9 protein-coding genes are annotated in these 12266 nt (G+C 60.9%); 2 read left to right on the top strand and 7 right to left on the bottom strand.

The genetic code is table 11. The features are described 5' to 3' along the window. Positions 1-113: 113 nt before the first annotated feature. Complete coding sequence (locus RGV33_RS23720) at positions 114-977, bottom strand: pirin family protein (protein WP_322146461.1); 864 nt, start codon at positions 975-977, stop codon at positions 114-116. Positions 978-1041: 64 nt separating this feature from the next. Further along, complete coding sequence (locus RGV33_RS23715; RefSeq protein ID WP_322146459.1) at positions 1042-1458, bottom strand: OsmC family protein; 417 nt, start codon at positions 1456-1458, stop codon at positions 1042-1044. A 140-nt stretch (positions 1459-1598) separates the two neighbouring features. Between RGV33_RS23715 and RGV33_RS23710 the strand changes: the two genes are divergently transcribed. Further along, positions 1599-2603, top strand: a complete 1005-nt coding sequence (locus tag RGV33_RS23710) for an amidohydrolase family protein (protein WP_322146457.1) — start codon at positions 1599-1601, stop codon at positions 2601-2603. Between the two features lie 148 nt (positions 2604-2751). After that, positions 2752-4377 (top strand): methyl-accepting chemotaxis protein, encoded by a 1626-nt coding sequence (locus RGV33_RS23705; RefSeq protein WP_322146455.1) that lies wholly within the window; start codon positions 2752-2754, stop codon positions 4375-4377. 871 nt (positions 4378-5248) lie between these two features. Here the strand turns inward: RGV33_RS23705 and fabB are convergent. From fabB to RGV33_RS23680, 5 genes are all read right to left on the bottom strand, one after another. Continuing rightward, positions 5249-6469 carry a beta-ketoacyl-ACP synthase I gene (gene fabB / locus RGV33_RS23700; protein WP_322146453.1) on the bottom strand — a complete coding sequence of 407 codons (1221 nt, stop codon included), beginning with the start codon at positions 6467-6469 and terminating at the stop codon, positions 5249-5251. Positions 6470-6480: 11 nt separating this feature from the next. After that, positions 6481-6996, bottom strand: a complete 516-nt coding sequence (fabA, locus tag RGV33_RS23695) for a 3-hydroxyacyl-[acyl-carrier-protein] dehydratase FabA (RefSeq protein WP_003210552.1) — start codon at positions 6994-6996, stop codon at positions 6481-6483. Between the two features lie 247 nt (positions 6997-7243). Next, positions 7244-9145, bottom strand: a complete 1902-nt coding sequence (locus RGV33_RS23690; RefSeq protein ID WP_322146439.1) for an ATP-binding protein — start codon at positions 9143-9145, stop codon at positions 7244-7246. Then, positions 9142-10053: an ABC transporter substrate-binding protein gene (locus RGV33_RS23685; protein WP_322146437.1), complete on the bottom strand. Its 912-nt coding sequence runs from the start codon at positions 10051-10053 to the stop codon at positions 9142-9144. Before RGV33_RS23685 ends, RGV33_RS23690 begins: the two co-directional genes overlap by 4 nt. Before the next feature lie 20 nt (positions 10054-10073). Then, a complete protein-coding gene (locus RGV33_RS23680; RefSeq protein ID WP_322146435.1) occupies positions 10074-12206 on the bottom strand; it encodes a TonB-dependent receptor plug domain-containing protein in 2133 nt (710 codons plus the stop codon). Positions 12207-12266 lie beyond the last annotated feature (60 nt).

Genomic DNA, 12266 nt, shown 5'->3' with positions numbered 1-12266 from the left:
TAACCGACCGACCCCATCGCCGGCAAGCCAGCTCCTACAGTTGGAACGCATTCCTACTGTAGGAGCTGGCTTGCCGGCGATTGCTATCTAATCAGAGATAAATCTCTCGAGCCTTACCGTGGCAACTCAATCCGCTCACTTTCCCCCGGCACCACCGGCCAATCCCCGGCCGCCCAACGCTGCCGAGCCTGCTCGATCAACGCCGGATCACTCGCGACAAAGTTCCAGTTAATCCGCCGTGGCCCATCCAGCGCCGCGCCACCAAACACCACCAAGTGGCAATCGGTCTCGGCAAACAGCGCCATGCTTTCGCCTGCCGGCAATACCACCAGGCTGTGCAGCTCCAGCGCCTCGCCGTCCAACTGCGCCTCACCCTCCAGCACATACACCGCCCGTTCTTCATGCTCATTCGGGATCAGCAATGTGGTGGCCGTCTGCATTCGCACCTCGGCATACAGCGTGGGCGACAGTACCGGCACTGGCGACTCCAGGCAAAAGCCGCTGCCGGCAATCAGACGAATCTGCACGCCGAGGGTGTCACTCACCGGCAGGCTGGCGGCGGGGTGATGGCTGTAATGCCCTGGCCCTTGCTCATGCTCTATGGGAGAGGCCAGCCACACTTGCAACCCATGCAAGCTGAAACCACTGGCCTTGAGTGCTTCGGGGCTGCGTTCAACGTGGGCAATGGCGCTGCCGGCCGTCATCCAGCTGACATCCCCGGCCTTGACCACTTGGTCGGATCCAAGGCTGTCCTTGTGCAGGAGTTCGCCTTCAAACAGGTAGGTCAGGGTGGAGAGACCGATATGCGGGTGCTGGCGAATATTCATGCCGGTGCCCGGGGCATACCGGGTTTGCAGCATATGGTCGAAAAACACGAAAGGCCCGACGCTACGGCATTGCCGGGAAGGCAGCGGGCGCAGGATCGGTTGCCCTTCGACATCTTCGGCGCGCGGGCGGATCACGGTCGTTGTGGTCATGGTACGTCCCAGTCTGAGCGGGTTAGATGCCACTGAGCATAACCCGCTCGATAGGAGGTTGCCGCTATTGGCTGAAGGCGCCTTCGGAGAGCGTGGTCTCGATGGTGACTTCGGTCGTGGTCATCAGCTTGTGCACCGGGCAGCGATCCGCCACGCGGTGCAGCTCATCGCGTTGCTCATCGGTGAGTACGCCCTTGAGGGTGAGTTTGACGTTGAGCGTGTACTTGCCCTTTTGCTCTTCGGTGCTGTCATGGGTGACCTCCACGGTCACGCCGGTCAGCGGAATGTCTTTTTTCTGTGCATAGAGCTTGACGGTCAGGGCCTTGCACGACGCCAGCGCGGCATCGAAGTAATCATGGGGGGAGGGCGCGGAGTCGTCGCCGCCCAGGCTCTTGGGCAGGTCGGTAAACAGCTCGTGGTTATTGATGTTGACGCTGTGGCGAAAGTTTTCGGCGTTCAACGTGTTCACGGTAACAGGCATGGCAAACCTCACAGGGTGGCAGGAAGAAGGTCATGCAGTTATAGAGCATGCTGGCACCTTGGTGTTCCCCGTTGTTTACCGCTGAACCGGCAGGCGGGCCCTGAGGTCTACCTTCATTCGCCCTTGCTTGAGACTTTCCCGTGCACCGGACCCGCCTGAGTATTGCCCTGTTGCTGGCCGCCGCAAGCCTTGCGGTGCAGGCCCGCGACTATGCCTATAGCGATGCGCATCTGCATTACGTCGACTTCTTCCAGGAGTCGGCGGGCATGGACAAGTTGCTCAAGGCCATGGCCGATAATCGCATCGAGCATGTGATGATTTCCGGCATTCCGGTGGCCAAGAAATGGCACGAAGACGAGCCCAAGCGCCCGCGCTATTACGCCGGGGATGACGCCGACGCCTATTGGTACAGCGCCACCGATGTGTTCGTCGCCGATGCGGTGAATAAACTGACCCCCGAGCAACGCCAGCGGTTTCACCCGTTCCTCAGCGGTTTCAACCCCAACGATAAAAACGCCGCATCCCATATCCAGCGCATGCTCGACCTCAACCCCGGGCTATGGCAGGGCATCGGTGAAGTGTTCACCCGTCACGACGACCTGACCGCGCTGACCTCCGGCGATACCCCAAGGGCCAATAACGAGGCGATGACTCGCATCTATCACCTGGCGGCTGAGAATGATCTGCCGGTGATGGTGCATTCCAATATCACCTCCAAGCGTGAGAAAAACCCGTTGTACCTGGCCGAAATGGAAGAGCCGCTGCGCAATCATCCGCATACCCGGTTTATCTGGGCCCATGCGGGCAGCAGCATGGAAATTCACAGGCACCAGACGCAAATGGATTTTTTGCTGCCGACCCTGGCACGCATGCTGGAGGCTTACCCGAACCTGTACGTCGACCTGTCCTGGAGCGTGCTCACGCCTTACTTGCTGGATGAGGCGGGAAAGCCCCGTGCTGAGTGGGTAAAGCTGGTAGAGCGCTTCCCGGACCGCTTCATGCTTGGCTCAGATGTGGTAGGACGCTTCAACAAGCTCGGTGAGGAAATGCGCAGCTTTGATCCATTCCTCGATGCGTTGCCTGACGACGTGGCGAAAAAGGTCGCACGGGACAATTTCCTGGCGATTTTGCCCAAAGCCAGGTGAAGGGCTTCGCTGAATCGCTACAGCGCAGACGGGGCGATGATAAGGCGTTTTGATATCGCATTTTCGTCTTACGCAAACCCCGTCCTTCGCCGATACCTTTCAAGAGCCCGCTGCAGGTGGATGCAGCGCTTATGGAAGGATTCCGAGCATGAATATCAGAAGTCTGAATATCGCCCCTCGCGCCGGCCTGGGGTTTGGTTTGCTGGCGCTGATGGTGTTTGCCCTGGGCGGGTTTGCCTTGTTGCAGATGGGCAATATGCGCCAGCATTCGGACCAGGTGGAAAACAACTGGCTGCCCAGCGTGATGGCGGTCGGCGAGATGAATCAGGACTTGCTGCGGGTACGGGCCCTGACATTGCGGCTGCTGTTGAACCGCGACCCGCAGGCGATCACGCAGAACGAACAGAAAATTACCCAGCTCAAAGCCGGCCTGCACCAGGCTCAGGCACTTTACGAAGGCTTGATCGTACTGCCCGAAGAACGCGTGCTGTTTGATCGCTTTAAAACCGAGGAGCAACGCTACCTGCAGCGCCAGGAACAAGTGATGGCGTTTTCCCAAGCCAATCAACTGGAAGATGCGATCAAGGTGGTCAACGGCGAGATGAACCAACTTGCCGACGAGTTGGCCGGCACCCTGCGAGAGCTGGTCACGTTGAACAAGGTCAGTGCCAATCAGGCGGCGAGTCTGGCGCAAAGCGTGTTCGCGCAATCGCGCAGTTGGGTGGTAGGCATGGTTGTGCTGACGGCGCTGATCACCATTGGCCTGGCGTTACTGCTGACCCGCAGTATCGTGCTGCCGCTGTCCCAATCGTTGAAAGTCGCCCAGGGCGTGGCCAGTGGCGATCTGACTGGCGTGATTGTCGTCAGCGGCAAGGATGAGCCGGCGCGTTTGCAGCAGGCGCTGAAGAGCATGCAGGAGAGCCTGCGGGAAACCATTCGGCGTATTTCCGATTCGTCGAGCCAGTTGGCGTCGGCTTCCGAAGAGCTCAGTTGCGTGACGGAAGATGCGACCCGTGGGTTGCATCAGCAGAGCCAGGAAATCGAGCAGGCGGCCACTGCGGTGAATCAGATGACGGCGGCGGTGGAGGAGGTGGCGAGCAATGCGGTGGCCACTTCGCAGGCGTCCGTGGAGTCTGATCGTATCGCCCAGCAGGGTCGTGAGCAGGTGCATCAGACAGTGTTGTCGATTGAGTCCCTGGCGGATGATGTGACGGCCAATGCGACGCAGGTGGAGGACTTGGCGCAGAAGGTGTATGGCATCAGCAAGGTGTTGGATGTGATTCGCTCGATCGCCGAGCAGACCAATTTGCTGGCGTTGAATGCCGCGATCGAAGCGGCGCGGGCCGGGGATGCCGGGCGCGGGTTTGCGGTGGTGGCGGACGAAGTGCGGGCCTTGGCGCATCGTACGCAGCAGTCGACCCAGGAAATCGAGCAGATGATTAGTGGGATTCAGCAGGGGACTGATCAGGCGGTGCACTCTATGCAGCAGAGCACTACTCGGGCGCGTTCGACGTTGGATATCGCCAAGTCGGCGGGGACGGCGCTGGAGGCGATTGCTTCGGCGTTTACCCTGATCAATGAGCGCAACCTGGTGATTGCCAGTGCCTCGGAGGAGCAGGCGGCGGTGGCGCGGGAGGTGGATCGCAATTTGATGAATATCCGCGATTTGGCGCAGCAGACGTCGGCGGGGGCGAATCAGACCAGTGCGGCGAGTCAGGAATTGTCGCGGTTGGCTGTGGATCTGAACACCATGGTGGCTAGGTTTTCGGTTTAGGCCTGTGTTTTTGGGGAGTGGGGTGTATATCCGTTATTTAGGTAACGGCCGCTTATGGTTCCGCTCTTACAGCGGGTCACTTTTGAAAAGCGCAAAAGTAACCAAAACGCTCTGCCCCGCCTGTCGGCACCTCGCCTAGGCTCGGTGTTCCCTCACTCCGGCATTGCTCCGCGGGCCGCCGCGACGGCCCGTCCCTGGCCCGTCGCGGCTAAACCGGCGTCCTGCCGGTTTACCCGCTCCTCAATCCCTGCGTTCGGCCTCGGGCTGAATGGGGCAGTTAGATCAAGATCACAAGCAAGATCAAGGGCACGGCGGCCTGAAAGCCGACCTGAGTGTTAAAAGCCAGAGCAAAAGCTGTAGGAGCTGGCTTGCCGGCGATGCAGGCAACTCGGTTTTTCAGATGCGCCGAAGTGATGCCATCGCAGGCAAGCCAGCTCCTACATTGGAACCGTGCCTGCTTTAGCTTTTGATCTGGCTTTTAACACTCAAGCCGGCCTGTAGGCCGCTGTGTTCTTGATCTGCTTGTGATCTTGATCTTAGGCGCCCCGTCAACCACGCTGGCCGAACGCAGGTATTACGGAGCGGGTAAACCGGCAGGACGCCGGTTTAGCCGCGACGGGCCAGGGACGGGCCGTCGCGGCGGCCCGCGGAGTAATGCCGGAGTGAGGGCACACCGAGCCTAAGCGAGGTGCCGAGTGGTGGGGCAAGAGCCTTTTGGTTACTTTTGGGCTCCTTTCAAAAGTGACCCGCCGTAAGGGCGGAACCCATCTAAGCCATCACCCAAATAACGGATATAAACGCCATTTCAGAAACGCAAAAAAAAACGCCCCGAACCAGTCGGGGCGTTTTCAGGCGATCAAGCTGCGGGGCCTTACTTACCCTGCCAGCGTTTCAGCACCAGGGTAGCGTTAGTGCCACCAAAGCCGAAGCTGTTGCTCATCACGGTGTTGATGGTCGCATCTTCACGGGTCTTGGTCAGGATCGGCATGTCAGCCACTTCCGGATCCAGTTCCTCGATGTTGGCAGAACCTGCCATGAAGTTGCCTTCCATCATCAGCAGGCAGTAGATCGCTTCGTGAACGCCAGCGGCGCCCAGGGAGTGACCCGACAGGCTCTTGGTAGAGCTGATCGCCGGTGCCTTGTCGCCGAATACCGCACGTACACCTTCCATTTCCTTGGAGTCGCCGACCGGAGTCGAAGTACCGTGGGTGTTCAGGTAGTCGATCGGGGTATCTACGGTAGCCATGGCCATCTGCATGCAGCGGATGGCGCCTTCGCCGCTTGGCGCAACCATGTCGTAGCCGTCGGACGTCGCGCCGTAGCCGACGATTTCCGCGTAGATCTTCGCACCACGGGCCAGGGCGTGTTCCAGCTCCTCGACCACCACCATGCCGCCACCGCCGGCGATGACGAAACCGTCACGCTTGGCGTCGTAGGCACGCGAGGCTTTTTCCGGGGTTTCGTTGTACTGGGTCGACAAGGCGCCCATGGCGTCGAACAGGAACGACTGGCTCCAATGTTCTTCTTCACCGCCACCGGCAAACACGATGTCTTGCTTGCCCAGCTGGATCTGCTCTACAGCAGTACCGATGCAGTGAGCACTGGTGGCGCAAGCAGAGGAGATCGAGTAGTTCACGCCCTTGATCTTGAACGGCGTGGCCAGGCAGGCGGAAACGGTGCTACCCATGGTCCGCGTGACGCGGTACGGGCCAACACGCTTGACGCCTTTCTCGCGCAGGATGTCCAGCGCTTCCATCTGGTTCAAGGTCGACGCGCCACCGGAACCGGCGATCAGGCCAGTACGCACGTTGGACACCTGGTCTTCGCTCAGGCCGGAATCGGTGATTGCGTCCCTCATGGCCAGGTAGGCGTAGGCGGCTGCGTGGCCGACGAAGCGATAGATCTTGCGATCAATCAGCTCTTCGAGGGGCAGGTCGATGGAGCCGGAAACCTGGCTACGCAGACCCATTTCGGCATATTCCGGGTTGAAACGGATGCCAGGGCGACTTGCACGCAGGTTAGCGGAGACGGTCTCTTTGTCATTGCCCAGGCACGAAACAATGCCCAGACCAGTGATAACGACGCGGCGCATGCGGATAACCCTTAAAAGTTGTCAGTGGAAGTGAATACGCCGACCCGAAGGCCTTCGGCAGTATAAATCTCGCGACCGTCGACAGTCACCGAACCATCGGCAATGGCCAGGTTCAGCTTGCCCTTGAGGACGCGCTTGATTTGAATGTTGTAGGTGACTTTCTTGGCGGTCGGCAAGACCTGGCCAAAGAACTTCACTTCGCCCGAACCCAGGGCGCGACCGCGGCCCGGCAGGCCTTGCCAGCCGAGGTAGAAGCCAACCAGCTGCCACATGGCGTCAAGGCCCAGGCAGCCCGGCATCACCGGATCGCCTTCGAAATGGCAGGCGAAGAACCACAGGTCAGGGGTGATATCCAGCTCGGCGACCAATTCACCTTTGCCGTACTTGCCACCCTCTTCGCTGATATGGGTGATGCGATCCACCATCAGCATGTTCGGGGCGGGCAGTTGCGCGTTACCTGGGCCGAACAGCTCACCGCGACTGCAGCGCAGCAGGTCTTCCCGAGTAAAGGCGTTTTGTTTGGTCATGCGAGCTCCTCAATAATCCCATGCGGCAGGGCAGGGTAAATCTTCCTGGCCGACGACGCGTTCATGCCTCATGTCGGCAGCCTACACATAGACTATTGCGTTGTAGTGAAAGTCACAGCGTCAAGGTCATGAATGTACACTTGTGCACTGAAATTATAAACCGGGCCGGTTTACGGGCCCGTTCGGGTGCCTAAGACTGCCGCACTTTCGTCTTTCACGCCAGTCGCAGTTGGCTGATGGCACCGTGTTACTGCACCCATCGCTGCAGGATTTGCTGCAAATCCGTGCGTTTGAACGGCTTTGCCAGGTAATCATTCATGCCTGCGGCCAGGCACGCTTCGCGGTCGCCCTGCAAGGCATTGGCCGTGAGCGCAATGATCGGCAGGTCGGCGCAGCCGGGCAACTGGCGAATCTGTCGGGTGGCCTCGTAGCCGTCGATGCCCGGCAGTCGGCAGTCCATCAGGATCGCGGTAAAGATCAGGCTCTCGGCACTGCGAATCGCTTCGGCGCCGTCGGTGGCGATGCTCACCTCGAACCCCAGGCTGCGCAGCATGGCTTCAACCACGGTGCGATTGACCGGATTGTCTTCCACCAGTAACACGTTGCGCCCCTCGCCCGCGCTGGCATTGCCTTCGGCATCCGGCGTGAGCACCGGCAGGCTTTGCTGGTAGATCGCCAGCGGGATTTCCAGGGTGAACACCGAACCCTGGCCCTCTTCGCTCTGGGCGCGCAGGGTACCGCCCATGCGTTCGGCCAAGGTGCGCGCGATGGGCAGGCCCAGCCCGGTGCCGCCGTAACGTCTTGAAATGGAACTGTCGGCTTGCTGGAATGCATCGAACATCATTTCCAGGCGTTCGGCGCAGATGCCAATCCCGCTGTCGCGCACGGTGCAGGTGAACCACAGCAATTCATGGTCCAGTGTTTGCCAGTGGGGCTCGACGGTGACGGTGCCGTGTTCGGTGAACTTGAGGGCATTGCCGATCAGGTTCACCAGGATCTGCCGGATACGGGTTGGATCGCCTTGTACCTGCAGCGAGCCCAGGCCCTGCGGGATCGGCACTGCAAGCGCCAGCCCGCGTTGCTGGGCAGCGTGCTGGAAGGCCTGGGCGCAACTGCTGATCAGTTCCACCAGGTCGAACGGAATGTGCTCCAACTCCAGGGCCGCGCGCTCGATGCGCGAGAAGTCGAGGATGTCGTTGATCACCTTGAGCAGGTGTTCGGTGGACTCCGAGGCCAGCGCCGCGTATTCGGTCTGCTCCTCGGTCATGTCGGTGGTTTCGAGCAGTTGCAGCATGCCCAGCACCCCGTTCATCGGCGTGCGCAGCTCATGGCTCATCATCGCCAGGAAGTCCGACTTGGCATTGTTGGCCCGTTCGGCTTCTTCGCGGGTCTGGATCAACTGGGCCATGGCCTGGTGCTGTTCGCGGCTGGCCTGGTTCAAACCGTCGGCCAGGTTATTGATGTGGCGCGACAGGTCGCCCAGTTCCGAGTCGTCCACGATGGGCAATGGCGTCTGGTAGTCGCCTTGCTGGATCGCCTTCACCGCATTGCCCATGGCGCTGATGGGCTGCGACAGGCTGGCCGCCAGACGCCGGGCCAGCAGGAAGGTAAACAGCAGGGCGAACAGCGCGAGAATCCCGGCCTTGAACAGGATTTCCTGCTGGCGCTGGCTGAACGCATCGTTGGACATGCCGACAATCACCCGGCCCAAGTAATCGGCGCGGTGCGCCTTGGGCTCGGCGCTGCTGTCCTGGAAGAAGTCATTGCCCAACTGGATATGTTGCAGGCGAATCGGCGCCTGGAAGACTTTCACCGACAGCGAGCGGTCGTGCTTCTCTGAAGGTTGCTCGACGTACACCAGGATGTTTTCCGAGCTGTCCTGAATTTCCAGGAAGCGTACATGCGGCGTGGCCAGTGTGGCGCGCAGCAGGCTTTCAAGTACGTCGTTGTTGCCGGAAATCACCCCGTATTCGGTGGCCGGCGCCAGTTGGTTGGCGATCAACTGGCCGGTGTGGTCCAGCTCCTGGCGCAAGTCCTGGATCCGCACGAAAGTAAAGAAACTGATCAGCAGCAGCGTCAGCAGGAGTGCCGGGCCCAGGGTAATGATCTGGGTACGGGTGTTGATGTCCCAACGGCGACGAAAGGTCATGGGCGGTTTTCTCCTTCGGCCAGGCGTGCGGCGACGTTGGTTTCGTCCACCTGTTCGATCCCCAGTGAGCGCGCAACCTGTGGGTTGCCAACGACTTTGAAACGTTCCGGGTACAGCGAGCGTGGCCAACTGGATGGTGCATGGTCCAGCAGGCGATCAAGCACGTTCAGCCAGTCGGCCTGGTCGCTATAGGTGCTGGCAAGGCTGCCGGCCTTGACGAACCCGGCGTTAGGCCCCACCAGTGGCAATTGCCTGGCGTAGCTACTGAGCAGCAGGTTTTTCGCGGTTTTCGGGTTGTAAAGCTCTGGATCGTCCAGCCCCAGCAGGACGTCGCTGTTCTTGAACAGGCTTTGCAGTGGGCGACTGTCATTAATGTTGTCCCAAAGCTGGGGCACGATCTGCAGGCCCATGGGCGCTGCGTATTGATAGAGCTCTTGGAGTAGAAACTCGCTGTCTTTGCTATACAGCACGCCGATACGATGGGCCTGGGGCAGGATGCCGGTGATCAGGCGCAGTTGGCGGTCCAGCGGCGGGTCGCTCCACAGCAGGCTGATCTTCGGTGGCACGCGGTCTCCCAGGCGCTGGCGGGCTTGCAGGCGACTGATGCGCAACACCAGGGTCGGCGGGCCTTGAGTGTCCTGCAGGCGCCAGTCGAGGCTGGGCAGGTCCAGCAGGATCAAGCGGGTGCCGGCCGGCAAATGTGCGGGGGCGGGGAGGTCTTTGAGCGCCGTGAACTTAACGCGGTCCTCGGGGCGCTGCTGGCTCAGGGCTTGTGCGAATGCCTGTACGCCTGCACCGTCTTCGGCAGCCGTCAGCAGGATATCCGCCGCCCATGCCGGCGCGGCAGCCAGTAAAACCCCAAGCAACACACAGCGCCGCCAAAGCCTGGCGGTAAAGGAGGGGGTCATCCGTGACGAGTCGCTGTCCACTAGAACTCTAACTCCGCACTGAAGTAGAGCACGTGGCGTTGGTCATAGTTGTTGTCGGGCCAGGTGGTGGGCTGATTGTCGAGCCGTTGCTGCAACATGCCGGCCAGCTCCACGTTGGCTTTGCCCAAGGCAATGCGCTTGGCCACCCGCAGGTCGACCCGTTCGAAGCGATACTGGTTGAGCGCATCGTCCCCATAGTAGAACACCGCGCTGGACCAGCCATGGCCCCATTCGCGCATCCAGCCGGCCGAGCCGCTGTTGCGGGCGGTTTGCTGTTTGTCCAGAGGGTTGGTGGCGCTGGCATCCACATAAGCATAGGTGACGCGCAGCCGGTCGGCGGTGCTCATGTGCCAGTCGAGCTGGGTTTCGGTACCGGTAAAGCGCGAGCTGTTTGAGTTGCTGGCGATGTACTGGTTGTTGCGCAGCGGCTCGCTGACCATGTCGCTGATTTCGTCATAGAACAGCTTCACGTCCACGTTCAGCCCGATGTCGGCAAAAAAGCCGTTGTAGCCCAACTCTCGGGAGCGCATCAGCTCTTTGTCGAGGTTGCCCGGGCCACGGGTCACCACGAAGTATTGCCCGGAATTCTGGCCGTAGGCGGGCGAGCTGAGGTTGGTGACGCGGTAGCTCCAGTTGACGTTGTTCTCGAACATGTCTGGCGAGCGGATGGCTTCGGAGTACACCGCGCGCAGGCCGTGACGCGGGTTGATCAGGTAGTTGACGGCCACTCGGGGCGTCAGCGAGTTGCCGCTCAGGTGGGTGTCTTCATACATCGCACCTCCCTGCAGCAGCCAGTGTTCACTGGCGCGCCATTCGAGGTGGCCGAACAGGCGCCAGGTGGTGTCGTCCAGGGTGCCGTTGAAGTAGGTGTCGGAGTCGGCGCGGTCGTAGCGGTAGTTCATGCCGCTGACCAGGCGCAGGCTGTCGGACAGGCTGAGGGTGTCTTGCAGCTCCAGGTCGTAGCGGCTTTCCTTGGTGCTTTGGTCAATGTTGCCGCAGACGCTCTGGTTCGCGCCGTTGCGCCATTGGTTCAGGACCTGATTGCCCAATGCCTGTTCGGCGGCGGAGCCTGGCGGTGCCGAGCCCTTGCTGTACGTGTCCATGTGCCGGGCCAGTTGCTCGGCATAGTTGGGGTTGAGCTGCCACAGCTGGGTCAGCTCCGGGCTGAACGAAACCTTGGCATCGCAGGCGCGCCAGATCTGGCGGCGGTCCCACTGCTGGGCCGAGCCCTGGATATACAGGCTGTGATCAGGGTTGAAGTCGATATTCCAGCGCAGGGAGCCGGCGTAATCCTTGGCGCTGACGTCGGAATTGTCGCCGCCTTCGGTAATCCCGTCGAACACCGGTTGGTAGGTGTACGGGCGTTGGTTGGTGCCTTCCTTCGCATCCAGTTGCCAGTCGATGCTTTGTTGCGCATTCAGGGTCTGGCTCACGGCCAGGCTGAAGCGGCTCAGGCGGCGACCGTCGCGCCGGTCGGCGCCCACGCGGTCGCTGTCAAAACCATCGTCCTGCTGCCCCGACAGCGACAGGCGCAAGTCGCCGGTTTCCCAACCCATGCCCTGGCTGGCGTACCAGTCGTTGATCCCGCGTCCGCCCTGGGTGAGTTTCATCCGGGTGCCGTGGCTGTTGGCCGGCGAGCGGGTGAGGATGTTGACCACCGCCATCAGTGCGTTAGCGCCGTAGCTGACGGTGTTGGGGCCGCGAAATACTTCGATGCGGTCGATGTCTTCCAGGGCTACCGGGATATCGCTCCAGTCCACCGTCGCCAGGCCCGCCCGGTAGACCGAGCGACCATCGATCAATACCTGCATGCGCCGGGCGTCGCCGGCCTGGGTGCCGTGGTAGTTCACAGCGGCCTGGTTGCCGGTGGTGTAGCCGACCATCATCCCGGGCACCAAGCGCAGCAGTTCGGGGATGTCCCGCGCACCGCTGGCCTTGATCAACTCGCTGTCGATCACCGTCATACTGCCGGGCACCGCGGCGGCCGATTGCTTAAGCCGGGTAGCCGTCAGCACCTGCGGCAGCGGCTGGCTGTCGAGAAACAGGTCGTCGGCCAGCAACGGCGCACTGCACAGCGGCATGCACAACAGCGACAGCAAAAGAGATGAACGAGGAGGAGGGCCCAAATACACGGCACGGCCTTGATAATTACGGATAGCCGCCCATGTTAACTGAGGTGGGGCCTTTTGCCA

The sequence above is a fragment of the Pseudomonas sp. Bout1 genome (assembly GCF_034314165.1).
In the GTDB taxonomy this organism is placed as follows: Bacteria; Pseudomonadota; Gammaproteobacteria; order Pseudomonadales; family Pseudomonadaceae; genus Aquipseudomonas.
This window is presented reverse-complemented; position numbering and strand designations above follow the sequence as displayed.